The following is a 25729-nucleotide window of genomic DNA, read 5'->3' on the forward strand; positions in this document are numbered from 1 at the left end:
GCGAATTCCGTCAGCTTTTCTATTCTGGCCACTTCATTCGCCCGCCTCGGGGCAGCGCAGGAAGATAGATGCAATTCGTATTTGACGGTCACAACGACGTTCTCCTTCGACTCTGGACACATTCAAAAGACGGCAGCGACCCTATCGCGGAATTTTCGGACGGCACGACGGTCGGCCATATCGATGCACGCCGGGCGAAAGCGGGCGGTCTGTCCGGTGGCCTCTGCGCCATCTACATTCCCTCGGGCGATCTCGTCTTCGCCGATCCGGATGCCGACGGCCGTTATGTCACGCCGATGGCTGCCCCGCTTGATCCGCTTCCGTCCCTTGCGATCGCCACCGAAATGGCGGCGATCGCGCTGCGGCTCGACCAGGCCGGTGCCTGGCGTCTCTGCCGCACGGTCAAGGACATCCGCGGCGCCATGGCGGAGGAGACTTTCGCCGCCGTCATGCATATGGAAGGCTGTGAGGCGATCGGCGCCGACCTGTCGGCGCTCGAGGTATTCTATGCGGCCGGCCTGCGCTCGCTCGGGCCGGTCTGGAGCCGGCACAACGTCTTCGGCCATGGTGTGCCCTTCGCCTTCCCGATGTCGCCGGACACCGGGCCGGGTCTCACCGATGCCGGTTTTGCGCTGGTACGGGAATGCAATCGCCTCGGCATCCTGCTCGACCTTGCCCATATTACCGAGAAGGGCTTTTGGGACGTGGCGAAGACGACCGACCAGCCGCTGGTCGCCAGCCACTCCAATGCCCATGCGCTGACCCCGGTCGCGCGCAACCTGACGGACAGGCAGCTCGATGCGATCCGCGAAAGCCGCGGTCTCGTCGGTATCAATTATGCTACCGCCATGCTGCGTCCCGACGGCCGCTCGGACAGCGATACACCGATTGCCGACATGATCCGCCACGTCGACCATCTCGTGAACCGCATGGGCATCGATTGCGTGGCGCTCGGATCGGACTTCGACGGCGCCACGATCCCCGAGGAAATCGGCGATGCATCAGGCAATCAGAAGTTGATTGCTGCTCTCAGGGAGGTTGGCTATGGTGAGGCGGACCTCACGAAACTTGCCCGTGAAAATTGGCTTCGCATTCTCGCACAAGCCTGGCGGGAGGACTACGCCTAAAGCGCTGCGCGCCTCTGGACGCGCTGAAAACGGACAATAGTTTTAATGGGGTACGACCGACAAAACGCTTCGTAATCAATCAAGAACAGGGGAACAGACCATGATGATCACCAAGCTCAGCCGCAATTTCCGCCTGCTTTCCGCCGGAGCGGCCCTTTCGCTCCTGATGATGACCGCACCTTCCGCCTTTGCCGAAACGCCCAAAGACACGCTGGTCGAGGGTTTTGCCATCGACGACATCATCACGATGGATCCCGGCGAGGCGTTCGAGCTTTCGACCGCCGAAATCACCAGCAACAGCTACAGCCTGCTCGTCCGCCTCGATCTCGCCGACACATCCAAGGTGAAGGGCGATCTCGCCGAGAGCTGGAGCGTTTCGGATGACGGCCTTACCTATACGTTCAAGCTGAAACCAGGCCTCAAATTCGCATCCGGAAATCCTGTTACCGCCGAAGACGTTGCATGGTCGTTCGAGCGCGCCGTCAAGCTCGACAAGAGCCCGGCCTTCATCCTGACCCAGTTCGGTCTGACCGGCGACAACGTCACCGAAAAAGCCAAGGCGGCCGATGCCAATACGTTCGTCTTCACCGTCGACAAGGCCTACGCGCCAAGCTTCGTGCTCAACTGCCTGACGGCGACGGTCGCCTCCGTAGTCGATAAGAAGCTCGTGCTGGAGCATGTGAAGGCGATAACGCCGGATGCCGAGCACAAATACGACAATGATTTCGGCAATGAATGGTTGAAGACCGGCTATGCCGGTTCCGGCGCCTTCAAGCTGCGCGAATGGCGGGCCAACGAAGTCGTCGTGCTGGAGCGCAACGACAATTATTACGGCGACAAGCCGAAGCTCAATCGCGTCATCTACCGCTATATGAAGGAAAGCTCGGCCCAGCGGCTGGCGCTCGAAGCCGGTGACATCGATATCGCCCGCAATCTCGAACCGGGCGATATCGACGCCGTTTCCAAAAATGCCGATCTGGCGACGACCAGTGCGCCGAAGGGCACGATCTATTACGTCAGCCTGAACAACAAGAACGAGAACCTGAAGAAGCCGGAAGTTCAGGAAGCCTTCAAGTATTTGGTCGACTACGATGCGATCGGCGCGACGCTGATTAAGGGTATCGGCGAGATCCACCAGACCTTCCTGCCGGAGGGCCAGCTCGGCGCGCTTGATGTAAACCCCTACAAGCTCGACGTTGCCAAGGCGAAGGAACTGCTGGCCAAGGCCGGCGTCCCGGACGGTTTCTCGGTGACGATGGACGTGCGCAACACGCAGCCGGTGACCGGCATTGCCGAATCGATGCAGCAGACGCTGGCGCAGGCCGGTGTCAAACTGGAGATCATTCCCGGCGACGGCAAACAGACGCTGACCAAATATCGTGCCCGCACCCACGATATCTATATCGGCAATTGGGGGTCGGACTATTTCGACCCGAACTCGAATGCCGACACGTTCACGAGCAATCCCGACAATTCCGACGCTGGCACGGTGAAGACGCTCGCATGGCGCAATACCTGGGAAGCGCCGGAGCTCGACAAGCAGACCAAGGCCGCATTGCTTGAGCGTGACGGCGCCAAACGCGCGGCCATGTACGAGGACATTCAGAAGAAGTTCCTCGCCAACAGCCCCTTCGTCATCATCTTCCAGCAGACCGAAGTAGCCGGCTACCGCAAGAATTTGAAGGACTTCAAGCTGGGTCCGAGCTTCGATACCAATTTCGTCGGTCCGATCGCCAAGGAATGATCCGGCAGGATTGGTCGCTTGAGCACCATTGAAACAACACAGGTGGCGGCACGGCCCCGCAAGGGCGGTGCCAGCACCCTCGCCAAGGCGGTCGGGCGCTTCCTGTTCGCCGCCGTCACTACCTATCTCGGCCTTCTGGCCGTCACCTTCTTCATCGGCCGCGTCGTTCCGATCGATCCCGTGCTCGCCATCCTCGGCGACCGCGCCCCCACCCATGTCGTCGAGCGGGTGCGACAGGAAATGGGCTTCAATCTGCCGCTTTACCAGCAGTTTTTCATTTACGTGAAAGGCGTCCTGTCAGGCGATTTCGGCAATTCGGTGCTGACCACCAACCCTGTGATGGTCGACATCCGCCGCGTCATGCCGGCGACGATCGAGCTCGCGACGCTTGGAACGCTGATCGGCGCCTGCATCGGCGTGCCGCTCGGCGTTCTCGCCGCCGTGCGCCGGGGCAGCATCGCCGACCAGGTGGTGCGCGTCATCGGACTGATCGGCTATTCCGTGCCTATCTTCTGGCTGGCGCTGATCTCGCTCGTCATCTTTTATGCGCAGCTGCGCTGGGTGGCCTTTCCCGGCCGCATCGATATCGTCTTCGAATATACGTTCACGCCGATCACCGGCTTCTATTTGCTCGACAGCGCCTGGCAGGGGCAGTGGGATGTCTTCTATGACGTGTTCCGCCACATCATCCTGCCTGCCTCGCTGCTCGGTTATTTCTCGCTCGCCTATATCAGCCGCATGACCCGCAGCTTCATGCTGAACGAGCTGTCGCAGGAATATATCGTCGCCGCGCGCGCCAAGGGGCTTTCGGAAACGCGGGTGATCTGGGGCCATGCGCTGCGCAACGCCGCCGTGCCGCTCGTCACCGTCATCGCGCTTTCCTATGCCGGCCTGCTCGAAGGATCGGTGCTGACCGAGACCGTCTTCTCCTGGCCGGGCATCGGGCTCTACATCACCAATTCGCTGCAGAATGCCGATATGAACGCCGTGCTCGGCGGCACGATCGTCATCGGCACGGTTTTCATCGGCATCAATCTTCTGTCCGATCTTCTCTACCGGACGCTCGACCCGAGGACGCGAAACCGATGACGGCTCCCGCCAGCCCATCTCCGACGATGAGCCGCCGCGACTGGCTGCTGTCCGACCGACCGCAATCGCGCATGCAGGCGCGCCTCGGCCGCGCCTATGTCACCTGGCGGCAGTTCACCGCAAACCGGCTTGCCGTCGTCGGCCTGCTGATCATCGTGGCGCTGCTTTTCATCGCCGCCTTCGCCGATTTCATCGCCACGCACAATCCCGTCGTCGGCGATCTGCGCAATGCCCGGCTGCTGCCGCCGGGAACGGGTGAATTCCTGCTCGGCACCGACGACCAGGGCCGTGATATCTTTTCGCGGCTGATCTACGGATCGCGTTTGACGCTGCTGGTCGTCGTGCTCGTCGCCGTCATCTCGGCGCCGATCGGCCTGATCATCGGCACCGTCTCCGGTTATGCCGGCGGCTGGGTGGATGCGACGCTGATGCGCATCACCGATATTTTCCTCGCCTTTCCGAAGCTGGTGCTGGCGCTCGCTTTCGTCGCAGCGCTCGGCCCCGGCATCCAGAACGCGATCATCGCCATCGCCATCACCTCCTGGCCGCCCTATGCCCGTATCGCGCGTGCCGAGACACTGACGGTCCGGCGGTCCGACTATATCTCGGCGGTGAGGTTGATGGGCGCCTCGCCGCTGCGCATCATCGTGCGCCATGTCATGCCGCTCTGCATTTCCTCGCTGATCGTGCGCGTGACGCTCGATATGGCCGGCATCATCCTGACGGCCGCCGGCCTCGGCTTCCTCGGCTTGGGCGCGCAGCCGCCGCTCCCGGAATGGGGCGCGATGATCGCTTCGGGCCGGCGCTTCATCCTCGATCAATGGTGGGTGGCGGCGATGCCCGGCATCGCCATCCTCATCGTCAGCCTCGGCTTCAATCTGCTCGGCGACGGCCTGCGCGACGCGCTCGATCCGAAGGAGAGCGGCCAGTGACAACGCTTCTGACGGTCGACAAGCTCAAGGTCAGCTACCCCACGCGCACCGGCATGATCGAGGCCGTTCGCGGCGTCTCCTTTACGCTCGGTAAGGAAAGGCTCGGCATCGTCGGCGAATCCGGCTCCGGCAAGTCGCAGACCGGCCGGGCCATCATGGGCCTGACGCCGAAACACGGCATCGTCACGGCCGACAGGCTGGATTTCAGCGGTATCGACCTCCTCAAGGCCTCGGCCGGGCAACGGCGCAGGCTGCGCGGCAAGCGCATCGCCATGATCCTGCAGGATCCGAAATATTCGCTCGATCCTGTTATGACGATCGGCCGGCAGATTTGCGAAACGCTGCGCACCCATGAGAAGGTCGGCAAGGCCGAGGCGCGCGAGCGCGCGCTCGCCATGCTGGAGGCCGTGCAGATCCGCGATCCGAAACGCGTCTTCGACCTGCATCCGCACGAAGTTTCGGGCGGCATGGGACAGCGTGCGATGATCGCCATGATGCTGGTCGCCGGGCCGGAGCTGCTGATTGCCGACGAGCCGACCTCGGCCCTCGACGTGACGGTGCAGCTCGATGTGCTCAGAATCATGGACAGGCTGGTGTCGGAGCGCGGCATGGGATTGATCTTCATCTCCCATGATTTGAGACTGGTCTCCTCTTTCTGCGATCGCGTAATCGTCATGTATGCCGGAAAGATCGTCGAGGAGCTTGCGGCCGCCGATCTCAAACACGCGCAGCATCCCTATACGCAAGGACTGCTGAACTGCATGCCCGAGATCGGCGCGAACCGCCATCCGCTGCCGGTGCTCGACCGCAGGCCGGAGTGGGCGGCATGAGCGCAGCACTCCACGTCGACAATCTCAGCGTCGTCTACGACGAATTTCACGCGTTAAAGGATGTCAGCATCGATGTCGAACGCGGTGAATCCTTCGGTCTCGTCGGCGAGTCCGGCTCGGGCAAATCCACCTTGCTGCGCGCCGTGGCCGGACTTGCGCCGATCAGCAGCGGCGCGATCCACGTCGACGGCGAAGCATTGAAAGGCGCAAAGCGTAGCAAGGCCTTCTATCGGCGCGTGCAGATGGTCTTTCAGGATCCTTATGGCTCGCTGCATCCGCGCCAGACGATCGACCGGCTGCTGCTCGAACCGCTTGCGATCCACGGCATCGGGGACAACGACAGGCGCATCGCGCGGGCGCTCGACGAGGTCGGCCTCGGCAACGGCTTCCGTTTCCGCTACCCTCATCAGCTCTCCGGCGGCCAGCGGCAACGCGTGGCAATCGCCAGGGCGCTAATCGTCGAACCGTCGATCCTGCTGCTCGACGAGCCGACGTCGGCGCTCGACGCCTCGGTGCAAGCCGAGGTGCTGAACCTGCTCGAGCAGATCCGCCGCGACCGCAAACTCACCTTCATTATGGTGAGCCACGACCTCGGTGTGATCACCCATATGTGCGACAGCCTCGCCGTGATGCGCAATGGCGCCGTTGTCGAACGATTGAGCTCGCGAGCGCTGGCGGAGGGCGCGGTCCAACAGGACTACACGAAAAATTTGATGATCGCGAGCAAAGGGTTCGTCAAAGCCTGAAAGGCAATCATTTCAAGCCATTGAAAAGAAACAAGCGGCGCGGCGTTAAGGATAATGTTTTCCTAAAAGACGACCAATCAGCTAGACTATTGACAGCTGCCCAGCTTCTGTCATGATCCTGTTAACGATTGTTAGCTTTCGTGATCGATGGAGGTTGAGGCATGTTCTTTCTCGGTGGGATGACCATGGGCTACCTCGATCCTCCCGTCAGAGCCGAACGCAAGGAACAGATAACGGTCTCCATGCCTGCCGAAAAGGACCGGCGCCGGATCGAGACCTCCAACCCGCCGCAGAAGGAGAACGCCGTCGAGCGCTCGTTGATCTGGGCATGGCGCACGCTCTGCTAAGAGCAGGTTGAATTTTCTCTTCCGCTCCCTCTGGACGGAAATTTATCTCTACCTACCTGATAGAGAATAAGAAATATAACAGCGAGCCGCACAACCGGCCGCACGAGAAAAACGGAGGCGACATATGGCAGAACTGGGTATTTCGCATACTCACGTGAACCACTATGGTTCCGTACCGACCAAGAAGCCGCACGCCACGCGTCACAGGCTTCAGGCGGTGCTTCATGGGACAATCTTCGCCGCGGCATTCCTGTTTGTGGTGGCCATGGTCTTCGGCTTGGTCGGATAGTCGGCAAATAACAAGCCTCGGCAGGCGCCGAGGCTGCGGCGAGTGCCGCCTTTTTGGACTGCCGGACACTGTCTCGGCGTTTCAAGCCTCTTGAACATCCCTCTCCCCCTTATCACGCGCTCGAAAAGGGCGCCGCCTCAAGCGCTCATTCGGGGCACTTTTGCTCCGTTAATGCATGTCGCCCGGAAGTGTGCAGCGGTTCCGGGACAACGACATGCCTAAAAACAAAGAGCTAAAGTGCGTTGCGTGAATCAGATTTGATGCGACGCGCTTTAGGTCCGCCCGAGTGCAAGTCGACGCACGCCCCGGTCGGACACCGTGAGCAGGCGAACAAGCCGCTCAAAGGACAGCCGAAGATCCGGAAAATCCTCTCTGCGCCTGCCTCGCGGCAACCAGGCGCCGGCATGCTCGCCATCCCCCGTCGCGCAAGCGCATCGGTCAGGCGGCGCATGCCTCTTGACTTGAATTATTCCGATGGTGTCCAACTTTTCGACATGGTTTTGCGGAGAGTGTATTGATCGCCCGCGGGTCGTCCTGGACCAGGGCTTCGCCCGGTTGCATCGCTTGCCAGACGTCATTCACCCCAGCTTCATCGATCTTCGACGAATTGGGGCCCGTTCATGTAGCAGTCATGATAAGCAGTGCAAAAGGCTGAGCAAAACCAGCCATAACTTTGTTTGGATCCAGAACCGAACCCATGTCTATTGCCATTCTTTCTCCGAGCCTTCCCCGCGAACCCGAGATGAAGCAGATCGATCACAATGATTCGATCCGCTCAACCTATCTTTCGATCGACGACATCAAGGCGATGGGCGATGCAGTCGCCCGTAACGGCGTCGACAAGCTGCCGGCTTTCGCCCCTTTCGATTTCTTCGCACGCCACAAGGAAAATCAGAAGGAAATCCTGCGCGTCTATCGTACGACGGCGACGGATGTCGAGGCCGGCGAGACGATCACGCCGGCGGCGGAATGGCTGCTGGACAACCATTATATCGTCGAAGAGGCAATTCAGGAGGTGCGGCGTGACTTCCCCCGCCGCTTCTACCGCGAATTGCCGACCATGTCTGTCGGCGGAGTCGAGATTCCGCGCACTCTGGTGCTTGCCTGGCTCTACGTCGCCCATACCCACAGCACGATCTCGCAGGAAAGTCTGACGGCGCTGGTCGACGGTTTCCAGGCCAACGAGACGCTGAGGATCGGTGAACTCTGGGCGCTGCCCTCGCTGGTGCGCTACGTACTCGTCGAAAACCTTCGCCGTATTTCGAGCCGTGTCGAAGCCAGCCGCCGGCTGCGCCGCCGCGCCAACGAGGCGGCCGACGAGCTGGTGCGCCTGACCGATCCGGCCAGGGCGGCCGCCTATCTTAAGACGCTGGAACCGCTGGCCGAGGACAACACCTTCTCGACGCAGTTCCTCTATCGCCTGCGTGACGGCTCGCAGACCTCGAGCCTGGCGATCACCTGGCTCGACGAGCGGCTGGAAGAGCTTGGCCGCAACACCGAAGAGGCGACGACGGCCGAACACAGCCGTCTCTCCTCCGGCAACGTGACGATGGGCAACATCATCCGCAGCCTGCGGGAGATTGACGACACCGAATGGTCGGTCTGGGTCGAGCAGGTCAGCCATGTCGACAAGCTGCTCTGGGAACATTCGGACTACGGTATTCTCGATTCCGGCTCGCGCAACAAATATCGCAAACAGATCGAAAAGCTGGCGAAGCGTTCGCCGCTGACCGAAATGGAAATCGCTCAGTTGGCGCTCGATATGACGGATGCCGCCAAGGCCTCCGGCGAGCCGCAGCCGCATGAACCGAATGTCGGCGGCTTCCTGTCCGGCGCCCAGCGGCCGAAGCTCGAGGCCCGGGCGAATTACCGCCCGACGGTCACCCAGCATTTCGTGCGCGCCGTGCGCCAGTTCAACTGGCTGGCAATTGCTGTTCCCGTCATGCTGCTGACTGTCATCGCCATGGCTGTTGTCGGCAACTTCATGGCGAATGCCGGCATGGGTCCGATCGAAATCGCCGTGCTGCTGATCATGTTCTCGCTGCCGGCATCGGAGGGAGCGACAGGTCTCTTCAATACGCTTCTTTCCTTCTTCGTGACGCCGGCGCGTCTCGTCGGCTACGAGTTCAAGGAGGGCATTCCGGAGGATGCGCGCACGCTGCTCGTCGTGCCCTGCCTGATCTCGAACCGCGACAGCGTCGACGATCACGTGCGCAATCTCGAGGTCCACTATCTCGCCAATCCGCGCGGCGAAATCTATTTCGCGCTGCTCAGCGATTGGCCGGACAGCGAGGTCGAGGAGACCCCCGCCGATCTCGAGGTTCTCGACTATGCAAGGCGCGAGATCGCCAATCTCTCCGCCCGCTATGCCTATGACGGCAAGACACGTTTCTACCTGCTGCATCGCCGCCGTCTCTACAACGCCTCGGAAGGCGTCTGGATGGGCTGGGAGCGCAAACGCGGCAAGCTGCACGAGCTGAACATGCTGCTGCGCGGCGACCGCGACACGACCTATCTGCCGGGCGCCAACGCCGTGCCGGCCAATGTGCAATATGTCATGACGCTCGATGCCGATACCCGCCTGATGCGCGACGCCGTCACCAAGCTCGTCGGCAAGCTCTATCATCCGATCAACCGCCCGGTCATCAATCCGAAAACCGGCCGTGTCGAAAGCGGCTACGGCGTGCTGCAGCCGCGTGTCACGCCGTCGTTGACGACGGGCAAGGACGCCTCGGTCTTTCAGCGCGTCTTTTCGATCAACCGCGGCCTCGATCCTTATGTCTTCACCGTTTCCGACGTCTATCAGGATCTCGCCGGCGAGGGCACCTTCACCGGCAAGGGCCTCTACCATGTCGATGCCTTCGAAGCCTCGCTGAAGGGCCGGATCGACGAGAATTCCGTACTCAGCCACGATCTTCTCGAAGGTTCGATGGCGCGCTGCGCCCTCGTCACCGATCTCGAGCTAGTCGAGGATTTCCCGATTCGCTACGAGGTGGAGACCTCGCGCCAGCATCGCTGGGCGCGCGGCGACTGGCAGCTCCTGCCTTACATGTTCAATCCGAAATACGGCGTCACGGCCCTCGGCCGTTGGAAGATGTTCGACAATCTACGCCGTTCCCTGACGCCGATCGCCTGGTTCTTCGCCTCTGTGCTCGGCTGGTATTTCATGGGTCCGCTCGGCGCGCTGGTCTGGCAGATTCTGCTGATCTTCTGCCTCTTCGTGGCGCCGACGCTGTCGCTCATCAACGGCATCATCCCGCGCACCAGCGATATCGTCGCCCGCGCCCATCTCTATACGGTCTGGTCGGATATCACGGCCGCCAATGCGCAGGTCGCATTGCGGATCGTCTTCATTGCCGATTCGGCCGCCATGATGGCGGATGCGATCGGCCGTTCGCTCTACCGCCTCTTCGTCAGCCGCAAGCTGATGCTGCAGTGGCGGACCGCCGCCAGCGTTCAGGCCGGCGGGCAAGGCACCCTCGCCTCTTATTACAGGCAGATGTGGCATGCGCCTGTGTTGGCGCTGCTGGCGCTGGGTTTCGCAGCCCTTCCCGGGGACAATGCCTTCCTGGTCGGCATCCCCTTCGCGCTGCTGTGGATCCTCTCGCCTGTCGTCGCCTGGTATGTTAGCCAGTCGGCCGAGACCGAGGACCGGCTCGAAGTTGCCGATTCCGTGTCGAGCGAGTTGCGCAAGATCGCCCGGCGCACATGGCGCTATTTCGAAACCTTCACCACGGCCGAGCAGAATTATCTGCCGCCGGACAATATCCAGGAAACGCCGCACGTCATCGTCGCGGCCCGCACCTCGCCGACCAATATCGGCGTCTATCTGCTTTCCGTCGTGTCCGGCCGGCATTTCGGCTGGTTCTCCTTCGAGGAGACGCTCGAGCGGTTGGAGCAGACGATTGCCACGATCGACAAAATGGAGAAATTCCGTGGTCATCTGTACAACTGGTATCACTCCGATACGCTGCAGACGCTCGGGCCCCGTTACGTCTCGGCGGTCGACAGCGGCAATCTCGCCGGCCACCTGATCGCCGTTTCTTCGGCCTGCCGCAACTGGGCCGAGGCGCCGTCGGCCCATATGCAGGGCAACCTCGACGGTGTCGGCGATACGGCAGGCATTTTGGGCGAAGTGCTGGCGGATCTGCCGGATGACCGCAAGACCGTGCGCCCGCTGCGCCGGCGCCTGGAAGAGCGCATTGTCGGCTTCCAGAATGCGCTTGCCGCCGTCAAGCGCGAGCACGAATTCGCCTCGATCCGCATCATCAACCTCGCCGTTCTCGCCCGCGACATCGAAAAGCTCGCCGCCAATCTCGACCACGAGGTCAAGTCGAGGCAGAGCGAAGAGGTCACCCAATGGGCGGCATCCCTCGTTAAGGTCTGCGAGGCGCATATCTCCGACAGCACCTTCGATCTTTCCAAGGTCGATGCGCTCCGGCCGCGGCTGGTGGCGCTGCGCGACAAGGCCCGCGATCTTGCCTTCTCGATGGATTTCGGCTTCCTGTTCCGGCCGGAACGGCGCCTGTTGTCGATCGGCTACCGTGTCGAAAGCGGCGAGCTCGACCAGGCCTGCTACGATCTGCTGGCTTCCGAATGCCGCCTGACCAGCCTCTTCGGCATCGCCAAGGGCGACCTGCCGACGGAGCATTGGTATCGCCTCGGCCGCCAGGTCGTGCCGGTGGGATCGCGTGGCGCGCTGGTCTCCTGGTCCGGCTCGATGTTCGAATATCTGATGCCACCGCTCGTCATGCAGGAGCGCGGCGGCGGCATCCTCAACCAGACCAATAATCTGGTTGTCGTCGAGCAGATGAACTACGCCCGCAAGCTCGGTATTCCGTGGGGCATTTCGGAAGCGGCCTTCAACGCCCGTGACCATAACCTCAACTATCAGTACACGAATTTCGGCGTGCCGACGCTTGGTCTCAAGCGTGGTCTCGGCCACAATGCCGTCATCGCGCCCTATGCATCGTTGCTCGCCAGCCAGTACGACCCGCAGGCCGCACTCGAAAACCTGCAGAGGCTGCGCAAGGTCGGCGCGCTCGGCAAGTTCGGCTTCCACGACGCGGTCGACTTCACGCCGACGCGCGTGCCGGAAGGCAAGAAATGCGCGGTGGTCTACAATTATTATGCCCACCATCACGGCATGTCGATCGCCGCCGTCGCCAACGTCGCCTTCAACGGCCATCTGCGCGAACTCTTTCATTCCGACCCGGTCATCGAGGCGGCGGAGCTTCTGCTGCAGGAAAAGGCGCCGCGCGACATTCCGGTCATGAGCGGCAAGCATGAATCCGACACGCCGGCCAGCATACAGGACGATCTGCTGCGGCCGGAGATCAGGAAGATCAGCGATCCGGCGTCGCGCGACCGCGAACTCGTGTTCCTGTCGAACGGCCATTACTCGCTGATGCTCACGGCGACGGGCGCCGGTTATTCCCGCTGGAACGGTCTTTCCGTGTCCCGCTGGAAGGCCGATCCGACCGAAGACCGCTGGGGCACCTTCATCTTCCTGCGCGATACCGCCACCAACGAATGGTGGTCGGCGACAGCAGAACCGAAGGGGGTCGAGGGCGAAAAGATCAAGGTCGAGTTCGCCGACGAAAAAGCGCAGTTCACCAAGACGATTGGTGATCTGACGAGCGAAGTGGAGTGCATCATCGCGACGGAGCATGATGCCGAGGCCCGCCGTGTCACCCTGCTCAACATGGGCACGGAAGACCGTTTCATCGAAGTCACCTCCTATCTCGAACCTGTCATCACCTCGGATGATACCGACAATGCGCATCCGGCATTCGCTCGCATGTTCGTCAAGACCGAGATCGGTAAGCGCGGCGACGTCATTCGTGCCGAACGCAACAAACGCGATCCGAACGAGCCGAACATCAGCATCGCGCATCTGATCGTCGACAATGCCGGCGACACCCGTCACACCGAATTCGAGACCGACCGGCGCAAGTTCATCGGCCGTGGCCGCAGCCTCGCCGATGCGGCGGCCTTCGATCCGGGCGCCACGCTCTCCGGCAGCGACGGCTTCATGCTCGATCCTGTCATGTCGCTGCGTCGCACCGTGCGTGTGCCGGCCGGCAAAAAGGTCAGCGTGTTCTTCTGGACGATCGCCGCTCCAAACCGCGACGAGGTCGACAAGGCGGTCAATCGCTACCGTCATCCCGACGCCTTCAACCATGAGCTCGTCCAGGCCTGGACACGCACCCAGGTGCAGATGCGCCACGTCGGCGTCACCTCGCAGCAGGCGGCAGCCTTCCAGCATCTCGGACGCTACCTCGTCTATCCCGACATGCAGCTGCGCAAGGACGAAGCGACCGTCGAGGCCGGCCTGCAATCGCAATCGGCGCTGTGGCCTTTGGCGATCTCCGGCGATTTTCCGATTTTCACGTTGCGCGTCAACGACGACATGGATCTTGACATTGCCCGTGAGGCCCTGCTGGCGCAGGAATATCTGCGCTCGCGCGGCGTCACCGCCGATCTCATCATCATGAACGAACGCGCCTCCTCCTACGCACAGGACATGCAGCACGCGCTCGACGCCATGTGCGAGAACGTGCGCCGCATAGGCCAGGCCGACGGTTTGCGTCAGCATATCTTCGCAGTTCGAAAGGACCTGATGGAGGAGAGCACCTATCGTGCGGTGATCGCGGCCTCCCGCGTCACCCTGCATGCGAAGAACGGCAAGGTGGTCGACCAGATCAACCGCGCCGTCGCCCTGTTTGCACCGTCGAAGGATGAGCTGCAGGAGATGGAGCGCGCCGAGCGCAACAAGGCTCCGGTCAAGCGCGTCGCGCCGGTGCCGCCGCCCGTCGTGCCGGCCGTCGTCATCGAAGAGGAAGGCGATCTCGACTTCTGGAACGGCATCGGCGGCTTTGCCCGAGACGGCCGCGAATATGTGGTTCGCCTGCCCGGCGGGCATGCAACGCCCCAGCCCTGGATCAACGTCATTTCCAACGACAGGTTCGGCTTTCACGTGTCGGCCGAAGGCGCAGGCTTCACTTGGAGCGTCAATTCGCGCGACTACCAGCTGACCTCCTGGTCGAACGATGCCGTGGTCAACCGTTCGGGCGAGGCCTTCTATCTCGCCGACCTCGACAGCGGTGCGGTCATGACGCCGTTCGCAGCACTGTCGCGCCGGCCGGACATTCGTTTCGAAGCCCGCCATGGGCTCGGCTATTCGGTCTTCTCGAGCATCCAGCACGAGATCGCGCTTGAGCTGACGCAGACGATCGCCCGCGACAAGCCGGTGAAGCTGCAGCGCCTGCGCCTGCGCAATACCGGCTCGACCGGCCGCAAGCTGCGGCTCTACGGTTATGTCGAATGGGTCCTCGGCAGCAACCCGGGACGCACGGCCCCCTTCATCCTATCGAGCCACGATGAGGAGACAGGCGCGCTGTTTGCCACCAATCCCTACAGCATCGATTTTTCCAACCGAACCGCCTTCTTCGCGGCGAGCGAGACGCCTTCGAGCGTCTGCGCAAGCCGGCGCGAGTTCATCGGCAAGGCGGGAACGATCCAGGCGCCGCAGGCCGTTACGTCAGCGGCTGCTCTTTCGGGCGCGACCGAACTCGACGGCGATCCGGCCGCAGCTCTGGCAATCGACATCGAGCTTAACGCCGGCGAGGAGCGCGACTTCACCTTCTTCCTTGGCGATACGCCGACGGAAGAAGAAGCGCGCGCCGTCATCGCCGATATCCGCAAGGCTTCGTTCGACGATGCCGTCGAAGCAAACCGCAGCTTCTGGCGGGATTTCACCGGCAGGCTGCAGATCTCGACGCCGGATCGCGGGATGAACAATCTCGTCAACACCTGGCTGCCCTATCAGAGCCTCGGCTGCCGGATCATGGCCCGCACCGCCTTCTACCAGGCAAGCGGCGCCTTTGGCTTCCGCGATCAGTTGCAGGACACGCTAGCCTTCCTGCTGCACGAACCCTCGATCGCCCGCCGGCAGATCCTGAACGCCGCCTCGCGCCAATTCCGCGAGGGCGACGTCCAGCATTGGTGGCTGCCGGGAACCGGTGCCGGCGTCCGCACGATGATCTCGGACGACGTCGTCTGGCTGAGCTATGCGATCCACCACTATTGCAGCGTCACCGGCGACAAGAGCGTGCTCGACGAGGAAATTGCCTTCCTGGAAGGTCCGGCCCTTCTCGAGGGACAGCACGACTCCTTCTACAAGCCGGAGATTTCCGAGGATAAGGCGAGCGTCTACGAACATGCGGCGCTGGCACTCGATCTCGCCATCGCCCGCAAGGGGACTAACGGCCTGCCGCTGTTCCTCGGCGGCGACTGGAACGACGGCATGAACCGCGTCGGCATCGCCGGCCGCGGCACCAGCGTCTGGCTCGGCTGGTTCCTGGCGGGAGCATTGCGCTCCTTCATTCCCTATGCCGAAGAACGCGGCGACACGGCGCGTGCAAAGCGCTGGTCTGCACATCTCAAGGACTTGAAGAAAGCGCTCGAAACCGCGGGATGGGACGGCGGCTACTATCGCCGGGGCACGTTCGACGATGGCGCGCTGCTCGGTTCCAAGGAAAGCCCTGAATGCCGGATCGATTCGATCGCGCAGTCCTGGAGCGTTCTGTCCGGCGAGGGCGACCCGGCCCGCGCCGTCAAGGCGATGGACGCCGTGCTCGAGCAACTGGTCGACGAGGAAGCCCGCATCATCCGGCTGTTCACGCCGCCTTTCGTCAATTCCGCCAGGGATCCTGGTTATATCAAGGCTTATCCGCCGGGCGTGCGCGAAAACGGCGGCCAATATACTCATGCCGCGACCTGGGTGGTGATGGCGCTGGCGGAACTCAAGCGGGGCGATGATGCGCTGCGCTGCTTCCAGATCCTCAACCCGATCACCCATGCGCTCAACAAGGCATCAGCCGAGCAATACCGGGTCGAACCCTATGTCGTGGCCGCCGACGTCTATGGACATGAGCCTTATACGGCGCGCGGCGGCTGGACCTGGTACACCGGCTCGGCCGGCTGGCTTTACCGGGCGGCCGTCGAGGGCATTCTCGGTATCCGCTTGAAAGACGGCCGGCTTTATGTGCGTCCGTCGCTCCCGTCGGAATGGGACGGTTTTGCGGCAGAGGTGGAGCGGGGCGACGGCAAATACCGCATTTCGGTCTCAAAAGCGTCCAATGCCAGCGGCTACACTCTGTCGATCAACGGCAGCGAAATCGCCGATCCCGAAGAGGGATATCCGCTCGGATAAAAGCGTTTCTCCACGCAGACATCACGGCGATTCGCGAACGGCCAAAAGGGAACCCTTTTGGCCGTCGTCGCGTTTGCAAATCGGATAACAGGAGACACCCCATGGCAAGCACGCTGACCGAAGCCATCGGCGCCGAGCGCAGTTCCCTATCCATCGCTGCGCCAGGGCGCGATACACGGCTTGACGTGCTGCGTGGCCTGGCCCTGATCATGATCTTCATCAATCATGTTCCCGGGCAGTTCTTCGAATATGCCACAACGAAGAATTTCGGCTTTTCCGATGCCGCCGAGGCCTTCGTGCTGATATCAGGCATTGCCGTCGGCCTTGCCTACGGATCCCGCTTTCAGCCGCGCAACCGGCTCAGAATGGCGATCAAGGCGGCAAAGCGGGCCTTCACACTCTACCTCGCCCATATGATCACGACCTTCATGACGCTGGCGCTGTTCATCTGCGGCGCCTGGCTGTTCCACCGGCCCGGACTGCTTGTCGAAATCAATATTCTGGCGGTTCTGATGAACCTCAAGGAAGGCATTCCGGCGCTGCTCCTGCTCGGCCACCAGATCGGCTACAACAATATCCTGCCCATGTACGGGGCGCTGCTGTTGATGGTCCCCATCCTGCTTCTCCTGAACGAGCGAAGCCCGCTGCTGGCGCTTGCCGTCTCGGGCACGGTCTGGCTGCTCGCCGGCATTTATCAGGTGGCGCCGCACAACATGCTGATCGAGGGCTATTGGTTCCTCAATCCGCTGTCCTGGCAGTTCCTGTTTTCGATCGGTATCGTCTCGATCCTGCATATCAAGCGCGGCGGCCGGATCCCGCGGCACCCGCTATTGCTTGGGGTCGCCGCCGCTTACGTCGTGCTGTCCTTCGTCTGGGTGACAGGTCATCTCTGGATTTTCGGCAACTCGCTGGCAGCACTCGGCCTGCCGCCTGTTATCACCGGTTTCGACAAGACCTTCCTGTCGCTGCCGCGGCTGCTGCACGTGCTGGCGTTGACCTATCTGATTATCAGCATCCCCGCATGCTCCCGCATCCTGCGGCGTCCCGCGGACCACCCCCTGACGATCCTCGGCCGCCATTCGCTCAACATCTTTGTCGCCGGCACGATCCTCGCCATGGTCGGCCAGGTGGTGCTCTACATCACCAACAAGGATCCGCTGGTCGGCCCGATCTTCGTCATCGCCGGCATTGCGACGCAATTCACCTATGCCTACTATCTCGAGCACAAGCATCGGCAGGTCAAGGCCAAGAGTAAGCTCGTCACCGAGGTTGCCGCCGTTCCGGTGCCCGTGCGGGTCGGCGGAGCGGCAAACACCTATCGCCGCACCAATCGGAAATAGCAGCCAGCCTTGCCTGGATATACTGAGCCGGCGGGCCATGCAACCGGCTCAGTTTTTGTGAACGAGGATGTTCACCAGCCTGCCCAGGGGATCGCGGACATAAAAGCGCCTGACGCCCCAGGGCTCGTCCACCGGGCCGTATTCGATCGGAAAACCGGCGGCCGACATCGCCGCGAAAGCAGCATCCACATCGTCGACTTCGATCGAGAGGTCAGGCACCGGTGTGCCGGAGCCGCCTTGGCTGGCCACGCTCACCTGAACGTTCATAGGCCTCGCGGCGCCGAAGGTGGTGATCCAGCCGTGATCCATGATGACGTCGAGACCGAGAATATCCTGATAGAACCGCCGCGCCGGCGTGATGTCGGGTGCCGCAATATTGGCGACGATGCGCAGGACCTTCATGTGGCTTTCCCTCCGATGCTTGGACAAGGCGGAAGGTAGGAAGATCGGCAGGGTGGTCAATCGGGCTTCGGCTTGGAACGGCGGCGTGTGGTGCCCCCCTTTGCCCTGCCGGGTATCTCCCCCACAGTTGGGAGATTGGCAAAAAGTTGGCCGCGTAGCCCCTTTCCGCCGCCGTGCGGAATACAGGTTCGTTTGCTGTTTGGGGAAGGCAGTGGGCCCAGCCGATCTCCCCACCTGTTGGGAGAAGCCCGGTAGGGCAGAGGGGGCCCATGGTACACAGAGGAATTGGACTGACCTTACTCCGCCAAAGAAAAAGGCCGGAAGGAGCTATCCTTCCGGCCTTTGTTTTGAAACCCGACCGATCAGGCGGCTTCGGTGGCGTGGGCCTTGCGGACTTCGTCGTCCGTCAGGATACCGCTGGCGCGCAGCAGGGCGGCGAAGCGGCCGTTGCTGTGGCTGAGCTCATCGAAGCTGCCCTGCTCGGCGACGCGGCCGTTGTCCAGGAAGAGGACCATATCGGCTTCGCGTACCGTCGATAGACGGTGGGCGATGATGAAGGTGGTGCGGTTCTCACGCAGGTTGTCGATCGCGGCCTTGACGCGCGCTTCGGTCTCGACGTCGAGCGCCGAGGTCGCCTCGTCGAGCACCAGGATCGGCGCGTCCTTGAGGATGGCGCGGGCGATCGCGATGCGCTGGCGCTCGCCGCCGGAGAGCTTATTGCCGCGTTCGCCGACATGCGTATCGTAACGGTCCTTGCGGGTTTCGATGAAGTCGGCGGCGGCGGCGGCTTCGGCCGCACGGCGCATTTCCTCCTCGCTGGCACCCTCGCGGCCGAGGCGGATATTGTCGCTGATCGAACGGTTCAGCAGGCCGGCATCCTGGAAGACGGTGGCGATATGGCGACGCAGCGACTTCCGGGTCACTTTGGTGATATCGGTGCCGTCGACGAGGATCTGACCACCCTGCGGGTCGTAAACGCGCTGCAGCAGGTTGACCAGGGTCGTCTTGCCGGCGCCGGTCGGGCCGACGATGGCAACCGTCTGGCCGGCCTTCACCGAGAAGGAGACATTGTGCAGACCCTGCGAGCTGTTGCCGAAGCCGAAGGAGACGTCGCGGAATTCGACCGCACCCTTGACGCTCTTGATCTCGCCGTTGCCGGCCGGCTCTTCGCGTTCGCGCACCGAATCTTCGAGCGTGTAGAAGTCCTGCAGCTTGGAACGGGCCTCGAAGATCTGCGTGGCGAATTGACGCATCAGGTCGAGGCGGGCAATCAGCAGGTTGGCAAAGCCGATGAAGGCAATGACGTCACCGACGCGCAGCTGGCCGGACTGAACGAGCATCGTGCCGATGATCAGGACAACCATCATTGCGATGGTCGAGGCCATGCGGTTCAGCGCACTGGCGATTGCCCACCAGTCGAGCACCGGATACTGGGCTTCGAGCAGCCGGTCGGCGAAGGATTTCAACGCCTTGGTTTCGGCCTCGATGCGGTTGTAGCTATGCAGAACGGACACGTTGCTGATCGAGTCGCTGACATGCGAGAAGACGGTATGGTAGTGGTTCTCGACCGAAGCCTGGCCATCCTTGGTACGGCTCATGACCACACGACCGATCAGCCAGTAGGCAATGCCGAGCACGATGAGGACGGCCGATAGGCGCAGGTCCATCGATATTGCCGTCGGCACTAGCAGGGCAAGCGCGATGACCGTCGACAGATGGTTGCGCATGAATTCCAGCCAGAGGCCGAACAGCGTCTCGCAGGCGCGCAGCAGCGTATGCAGCGCGTTGGAGGTGCCGCGCTGGTGGTGCCAGGCGAGCGGCATGGATATGATCCGGCCGAAAGCCTCCGTCAGCAACGTGGCCCGCCGCCCATGGGCAAGCCGATCGGCTTCGCGCGACACCAGGACAAAGGCGATGGTGTTGAACACGGCGAAGCCCGCCCACATGAACAGGATGGGCTTGACTTCACCCTTGCCTGAGATCGCATCGATGATGCGACCGAACAGGATTGGTTCCGCAATGGTGATGGTCGCCAGAACAATATTGGCGATAACGACCAGGGATACGCGGAGCTTGTAGGCGCCAAGATAGCGCAGAGCTCTTGCATAGACCTTGAATAGCGACACGTCTAACCTCTTGTGCATCTGCGAAAAACGGGAATGGTGCGATGCTACGAAAGGCTACCTGAACCGGCGATTAACGGAGTATTCAGAGTTCATCCGAGGGTTAATCAACCTGGCCGACTTTCGCGGCTTGCGGCTAATCCGAAGCGGCATCAACAGCATAGAGCAGCGGCTCGGGTGGCGAGGCACTCACATTTTTCGTTATCAGGGTCTAGCGCGGGAATTGCGGGCACCTTATATCCCGTAACAATTTGCGCTTGCATTTTAATAAATGTTTAGCACAGCATTAAATAGAGACTGCATTTTTCGAAGAAGACCGTTCCGCGACCAAGATGAGAATGCCGCCAACGGCCTCGATGCGGATTTTGGGGGTCCGGACAAAGGGCGCTTTTGTGAATATTAATTCGTTAATTCAATTGCTTGTTATTTTGGAAGAATGCTCCGATCCGGATGCCGTCGTCGCCGAGCTCGAGCAGGTCCTCCACCTTTCCGGCTTCGAGTATTACGGTCTGCTGCGCCATTTGCACCAAAGTCCGGCGCAGCAGGAACTGCGGGCCGCGCCGCTCGCCGGCCGCTGGCCGGAACAATGGCTGCGGATATATGCCGCGAAAAAATATGTCCGGATCGATCCGATGGTGCGCTATCTCACCCATGCACAACGCCCGTTCCGCTGGCGGGAGAGTATGGCGGCGTTCAACGGCGACGCGCATCGGCGCCGCATGGAGCAGATGATGGTCGATGCCTTCGGCCACGGATTGGAGGACGGCTATCTCTTTCCGATCCACGGGCGCAACGGCATTCTCGGCAGCCTCAGTCTCGGCGGCAGACCGATCGAATTGTCGCCGGTAGAGATCGCCTTGCTCGAGGCCGTGGCGCGCAAGACCTTCTGGCGCTTGCTCGAGCTGACCGGCGAGGCCGAGGCGCTGGAGGCGGTGCTGCCGGCCGAGACGCCGCTGACGCGGCGCGAGATGGAAATCCTGCACTATCTCGCCGACGGCATGACGTCGATGGAGATCAGCAAGATGCTGAAGATCTCGAACCACACTGTCGATTGGTATATGAACGGCCTGCAGAACAAGCTCAAGGCGAAGAACAGGCAACAGGCGGTGGCGCTTGCTTTCCGCCATGGCCTGATAAGCTGAGCTTTTCCTTATCCATTTCGTCCAAATCGCTGCATACTGGCAGTCGACGTGTCTTCGCATGGCGAGAAATTGCATTTCGCAGTCGCAAGAGAAATTGAACTTCTTCTGACAAGAAGTTAAGAATTTTCTTCGCGGGTGCAGCATGCCCGCGTCTGAACGACGGAGGAGACCGTTTTGCCCATTTCCAAGATACTCGTTGCCAATCGCTCTGAAATAGCCATCCGCGTGTTCCGCGCGGCCAACGAGCTTGGAATAAAAACGGTGGCGATCTGGGCAGAAGAGGACAAGCTGGCGCTGCATCGCTTTAAGGCGGATGAGAGCTATCAAGTCGGGCGCGGTCCGCATCTTCCCCGCGATCTCGGGCCGATCGAAAGCTATTTGTCGATCGACGAGGTGATCCGGGTCGCCAAGCTTTCGGGCGCCGACGCCATCCACCCCGGTTACGGTCTCTTGTCGGAAAGCCCGGAATTCGTCGATGCCTGCAACAAGGCCGGCATCATCTTCATCGGCCCGAAGGCCGATACGATGCGCCAGCTCGGCAACAAGGTTGCGGCGCGCAATCTGGCGATCTCGGTCGGCGTGCCCGTCGTGCCGGCAACCGAACCGTTGCCGGACGATATGGCCGAAGTGGCGAAGATGGCCGAAGAGATCGGTTATCCCGTCATGCTGAAGGCTTCCTGGGGTGGCGGCGGGCGCGGCATGCGCGCGATCCGCGATCCGAAGGATCTCGCCCGCGAAGTGACGGAGGCCAAGCGCGAGGCGATGGCGGCCTTCGGCAAGGACGAGGTCTATCTGGAAAAGCTGGTCGAGCGCGCCCGCCATGTCGAGAGCCAGGTCCTCGGCGATACGCATGGCAATGTCGTGCATCTCTTCGAGCGCGACTGCTCGATCCAGCGCCGCAACCAGAAGGTCGTCGAGCGTGCACCGGCACCCTATCTTTCCGAGGCGCAGCGCCAGGAGCTCGCCGCCTATTCGCTGAAGATCGCAGCGGCGACAAATTATATCGGCGCCGGCACCGTCGAATATCTGATGGATGCCGATACTGGCAAATTCTACTTCATCGAGGTCAATCCGCGTATCCAGGTCGAGCATACGGTGACCGAAGTCGTCACCGGCATCGATATCGTCAAGGCGCAGATCCATATCCTTGATGGGGCTGCGATCGGCACGCCGGAATCGGGCGTTCCCGCCCAGGCCGACATCCGTCTCAACGGCCATGCGCTGCAGTGCCGCATCACCACCGAAGATCCGGAACATAACTTCATTCCGGATTACGGCCGCATCACCGCCTATCGCTCCGCTTCCGGCTTCGGCATCCGCCTTGACGGCGGCACCTCCTATTCCGGCGCCATCATCACCCGCTATTACGATCCGCTGCTCGTCAAGGTGACGGCTTGGGCGCCGAACCCTTCCGAAGCGATCAGCCGCATGGACCGGGCGCTGCGCGAATTCCGCATCCGCGGCGTCGCCACCAACCTGACCTTCCTCGAAGCGATCATCGGCCACCCGAAATTCCGCGACAACAGCTACACCACCCGCTTCATCGACACGACGCCGGAGCTCTTCCAGCAGGTCAAGCGTCAGGATCGCGCAACGAAGCTCTTGACCTACCTCGCCGACGTCACCGTCAACGGCCATCCCGAGGCCAAGGACAGACCGAAGCCGCTCGAAAATGCCGCCAGGCCGGTGGTGCCCTATGCCAACGGCAATGGCGTCAAGGACGGCACCAAGCAGCTGCTCGACACGCTCGGCCCGAAGAAGTTCGGCGAATGGATGCGCAACGAGAAGCGCGTGCTTCTGACCGATACGACGATGCGCGACGGCCATCAGTCGCTGCTCGCCACCCGTATGCGCACCTATGACATCGCCAGGATCGCCGGCACCTATGCGCATGCGCTGCCGAACCTTCTGTCGCTCGAATGCTGGGGCGGCGCGACCTTCGACGTCTCGATGCGCTTCCTCACCGAAGATCCGTGGGAGCGGCTGGCGCTGATCCGCGAGGGCGCGCCGAACCTGCTCCTGCAGATGCTGCTGCGCGGCGCCAACGGCGTCGGCTACACCAACTATCCTGATAACGTGGTGAAGTACTTCGTCCGCCAGGCGGCCCGGGGCGGCATCGATCTCTTCCGTGTCTTCGACTGCCTGAACTGGGTCGAGAATATGCGGGTGTCGATGGATGCGATTGCCGAGGAGAACAAGCTCTGCGAGGCGGCGATCTGCTACACCGGCGATATCCTCAATTCCTCCCGCCCGAAATACGACCTGAAATACTATACGGATCTTGCCGTCGAACTCGAAAAGGCCGGCGCCCATATCATCGCAGTCAAGGATATGGCGGGTCTCTTGAAGCCGGCCGCGGCGAAGGTGCTGTTTAAGGCGCTGCGCGAGGCGACCGGCCTGCCGATCCACTTCCACACGCACGACACGTCGGGCATTGCGGCCGCGACTGTTCTTGCCGCCGTCGAAGCCGGTGTCGATGCCGTCGATGCGGCGATGGATGCGCTTTCCGGCAATACCTCGCAGCCCTGTCTCGGCTCGATCGTCGAGGCGCTTTCCGGCTCCGAGCGCGATCCCGGCCTCGACCCGGAATGGATCCGCCGCATCTCTTTCTATTGGGAAGCGGTGCGCAATCAGTATGCCGCCTTCGAAAGCGACCTTAAGGGGCCGGCTTCTGAAGTCTATCTGCATGAAATGCCAGGCGGCCAGTTCACCAACCTCAAGGAGCAGGCCCGCTCGCTGGGGCTGGAAACCCGCTGGCACCAGGTGGCGCAGGCCTATGCCGACGCCAACCAGATGTTCGGCGATATCGTCAAGGTGACGCCCTCCTCCAAGGTCGTCGGCGACATGGCGCTGATGATGGTCAGCCAGGACCTGACGGTCGCCGATGTCGTCAGCCCCGAGCGCGAGGTCTCCTTCCCGGAATCGGTGGTCTCGATGCTGAAGGGCGATCTCGGCCAGCCGCCGTCGGGATGGCCGGCAGCGCTGCAGAAGAAGGCGCTGAAGGGCGAAAAGCCCTACACGGTGCGTCCCGGCTCGCTGCTGAAGGAAGCCGATCTCGATGCCGAGCGCAAGGCCATCGAGACCAAGCTGGAGCGCGAGGTCAGCGATTTCGAGTTCGCCTCCTACCTGATGTATCCGAAGGTCTTCACCGACTTTGCGCTCGCTTCCGATACCTATGGCCCGGTTTCGGTGCTGCCGACGCCGGCTTATTTCTACGGGCTGGCCGACGGAGAGGAACTGTTTGCCGATATCGAAAAGGGCAAGACGCTCGTTATCGTCAATCAGGCGATGAGCGCCACCGACAGCCAGGGCATGGTCACCGTCTTCTTCGAGCTCAACGGCCAGCCGCGCCGCATCAAGGTGCCGGACCGGGCGCATGGGGCGACGGGTGCGGCCGTGCGCCGCAAGGCCGAACCCGGCAATGGCGCCCATGTCGGCGCGCCGATGCCCGGCGTCATCAGCCGCGTCTTCGCCTCATCCGGCCAGGCCGTCAGCGCCGGTGACGTGCTCGTCTCCATCGAGGCGATGAAGATGGAAACGGCGATTCATGCGGAAAAGGATGGAACCATTGCCGAAATCCTGGTCAAGGCCGGCGACCAGATCGATGCCAAGGACCTGCTTGTCGTCTATGCCGGTTGAGCCTTGCCGAAAGGCTTGCTCAATTGGCCGGCTGCTTCGGCCAATCACCCGATTGTGTGTGATCGGGCTGTCGGAAAGCTGTTTTTTCGAAGCGTTTACGGCCTCCTCGCCTTGCCCGGCGCGGAGGCTTTCTCATAGACTTGAGGTCGTATTATCCGCCCCAAGAACAACCAGGAAATCCTCTCCATGAACAAGTTGAAGATTGCCGTCATCGTCGGCAGCACGCGTATTGGCCGTTTCGCCGAACATCCGGCCAAGTGGATCGCCGGGCTCGTCGGCCAACGCTCCGATCTGGAAGTCGAGGTTCTCGATCTTCTCGACTATCCCATGCATTTCTTTGGCGAAGAGCGCGCCACCACGGCGGAAAGCGACACCGCCGAGGGCTGGAAGAAGAAGCTGCGCGAATTTGACGGCTACATATTCACTGTCGCCGAGTACAATCATGCTCCAACGGCGGTTCTGAAGAACGCGATCGATCTCGGCGAGTTCATCCACAAGCCGGTCGCCTTCGTCGGTTACGGCGGCGTCGGCGGCGCGCGCGCCGTCGAGCAGCTTCGCCTGATCTTTGTGGAAATGGGCGCAGCCTCGGTGAAAACAGGCGTGCACATCGCCTTCAGCGAATATCTGAGCGTGCTCAAGGAAGGCAAGAGCCTTGGCGATTACCCGCACCTCAACGAGGCGGCGAAGAACCAGCTCGATCAGCTCATCTGGTGGGGCAATGCATTGAAGGCCGCGCGCGCCGTCGTCACGGCCGCTTGATCG

15 protein-coding genes are annotated in these 25729 nt (G+C 61.8%); 13 read left to right on the forward strand and 2 right to left on the reverse strand.

Features of this window, described 5'->3' with window-relative positions:
* Nucleotides 1-68 precede the first annotated feature (68 nt).
* The 10 genes from A7X77_RS16160 (at nt 69) to A7X77_RS16200 (ending at nt 17661) form a co-directional block, all read left to right on the forward strand.
* Nucleotides 69-1127: a dipeptidase gene (locus A7X77_RS16160; protein WP_064683875.1), complete on the forward strand. Its 1059-nt coding sequence runs from the start codon at nt 69-71 to the stop codon at nt 1125-1127.
* Between the two features lie 100 nt (nt 1128-1227).
* On the forward strand, nt 1228-2871 hold the full coding sequence (locus tag A7X77_RS16165; RefSeq protein WP_064683876.1) for an ABC transporter substrate-binding protein: 1644 nt from the start codon (nt 1228-1230) through the stop codon (nt 2869-2871).
* A gap of 18 nt (nt 2872-2889) precedes the next feature.
* Complete coding sequence (locus A7X77_RS16170; RefSeq protein ID WP_064683877.1) at nt 2890-3960, forward strand: ABC transporter permease; 1071 nt, start codon at nt 2890-2892, stop codon at nt 3958-3960.
* Nucleotides 3957-4892: an ABC transporter permease gene (locus A7X77_RS16175; protein ID WP_064683878.1), complete on the forward strand. Its 936-nt coding sequence runs from the start codon at nt 3957-3959 to the stop codon at nt 4890-4892. The genes A7X77_RS16170 and A7X77_RS16175 overlap by 4 nt, the downstream gene beginning before the upstream one ends.
* Entirely contained in the window at nt 4889-5722 is an 834-nt protein-coding gene (locus tag A7X77_RS16180; protein WP_064683879.1) for an ABC transporter ATP-binding protein, read from the forward strand. The genes A7X77_RS16175 and A7X77_RS16180 overlap by 4 nt, the downstream gene beginning before the upstream one ends.
* Complete coding sequence (locus A7X77_RS16185) at nt 5719-6468, forward strand: ABC transporter ATP-binding protein (RefSeq protein WP_064683989.1); 750 nt, start codon at nt 5719-5721, stop codon at nt 6466-6468. Before A7X77_RS16180 ends, A7X77_RS16185 begins: the two co-directional genes overlap by 4 nt.
* Before the next feature lie 161 nt (nt 6469-6629).
* A complete protein-coding gene (locus A7X77_RS16190; RefSeq protein ID WP_064683880.1) occupies nt 6630-6815 on the forward strand; it encodes a hypothetical protein in 186 nt (61 codons plus the stop codon).
* Nucleotides 6816-6939: 124 nt separating this feature from the next.
* On the forward strand, nt 6940-7104 hold the full coding sequence (locus A7X77_RS33525) for a hypothetical protein (protein ID WP_197486848.1): 165 nt from the start codon (nt 6940-6942) through the stop codon (nt 7102-7104).
* A gap of 697 nt (nt 7105-7801) precedes the next feature.
* A complete protein-coding gene (locus A7X77_RS16195; protein ID WP_064683881.1) occupies nt 7802-16321 on the forward strand; it encodes a GH36-type glycosyl hydrolase domain-containing protein in 8520 nt (2839 codons plus the stop codon).
* Nucleotides 16322-16422: 101 nt separating this feature from the next.
* Entirely contained in the window at nt 16423-17661 is a 1239-nt protein-coding gene (locus A7X77_RS16200) for an OpgC family protein (protein WP_064683882.1), read from the forward strand.
* Nucleotides 17662-17709: 48 nt separating this feature from the next.
* Here the strand turns inward: A7X77_RS16200 and A7X77_RS16205 are convergent, their stop codons facing one another.
* On the reverse strand, nt 17710-18063 hold the full coding sequence (locus A7X77_RS16205; RefSeq protein WP_064683883.1) for a VOC family protein: 354 nt from the start codon (nt 18061-18063) through the stop codon (nt 17710-17712).
* Between the two features lie 362 nt (nt 18064-18425).
* Nucleotides 18426-20189, reverse strand: coding sequence for a glucan ABC transporter ATP-binding protein/ permease (locus A7X77_RS16210; protein ID WP_064683884.1), 1764 nt, complete (start codon nt 20187-20189; stop codon nt 18426-18428).
* Nucleotides 20190-20578: 389 nt separating this feature from the next.
* On the opposite strand from A7X77_RS16210, the gene A7X77_RS16215 reads away from it, so the two are divergent.
* The 3 genes from A7X77_RS16215 (at nt 20579) to A7X77_RS16225 (ending at nt 25726) form a co-directional block, all read left to right on the forward strand.
* On the forward strand, nt 20579-21328 hold the full coding sequence (locus tag A7X77_RS16215) for a LuxR family transcriptional regulator (protein WP_064683990.1): 750 nt from the start codon (nt 20579-20581) through the stop codon (nt 21326-21328).
* 174 nt (nt 21329-21502) lie between these two features.
* Nucleotides 21503-24967, forward strand: coding sequence for a pyruvate carboxylase (pyc, locus tag A7X77_RS16220; RefSeq protein ID WP_064683885.1), 3465 nt, complete (start codon nt 21503-21505; stop codon nt 24965-24967).
* A 186-nt stretch (nt 24968-25153) separates the two neighbouring features.
* Entirely contained in the window at nt 25154-25726 is a 573-nt protein-coding gene (locus A7X77_RS16225) for an NADPH-dependent FMN reductase (RefSeq protein ID WP_064683886.1), read from the forward strand.
* Nucleotides 25727-25729 lie beyond the last annotated feature (3 nt).

Origin of the sequence: Rhizobium bangladeshense, from assembly GCF_001662075.1 — a bacterium.
GTDB lineage: Bacteria > Pseudomonadota > Alphaproteobacteria > Rhizobiales > Rhizobiaceae > Rhizobium > Rhizobium bangladeshense_B.

Coding starts and splice junctions, on each gene's coding strand:
- A7X77_RS16160 (WP_064683875.1), top strand. CDS start 69: ATGCAATTCGTATTTGACGGTCACAACGACGTTCTCCTTCGACTCTGG.
- A7X77_RS16165 (WP_064683876.1), top strand. CDS start 1,228: ATGATGATCACCAAGCTCAGCCGCAATTTCCGCCTGCTTTCCGCCGGA.
- A7X77_RS16175 (WP_064683878.1), top strand. CDS start 3,957: ATGACGGCTCCCGCCAGCCCATCTCCGACGATGAGCCGCCGCGACTGG.
- A7X77_RS16185 (WP_064683989.1), top strand. CDS start 5,719: ATGAGCGCAGCACTCCACGTCGACAATCTCAGCGTCGTCTACGACGAA.
- A7X77_RS16190 (WP_064683880.1), top strand. CDS start 6,630: ATGTTCTTTCTCGGTGGGATGACCATGGGCTACCTCGATCCTCCCGTC.
- A7X77_RS33525 (WP_197486848.1), top strand. CDS start 6,940: ATGGCAGAACTGGGTATTTCGCATACTCACGTGAACCACTATGGTTCC.
- A7X77_RS16195 (WP_064683881.1), top strand. CDS start 7,802: ATGTCTATTGCCATTCTTTCTCCGAGCCTTCCCCGCGAACCCGAGATG.
- A7X77_RS16200 (WP_064683882.1), top strand. CDS start 16,423: ATGGCAAGCACGCTGACCGAAGCCATCGGCGCCGAGCGCAGTTCCCTA.
- A7X77_RS16205 (WP_064683883.1), bottom strand. CDS start 18,063: ATGAAGGTCCTGCGCATCGTCGCCAATATTGCGGCACCCGACATCACG.
- A7X77_RS16225 (WP_064683886.1), top strand. CDS start 25,154: ATGAACAAGTTGAAGATTGCCGTCATCGTCGGCAGCACGCGTATTGGC.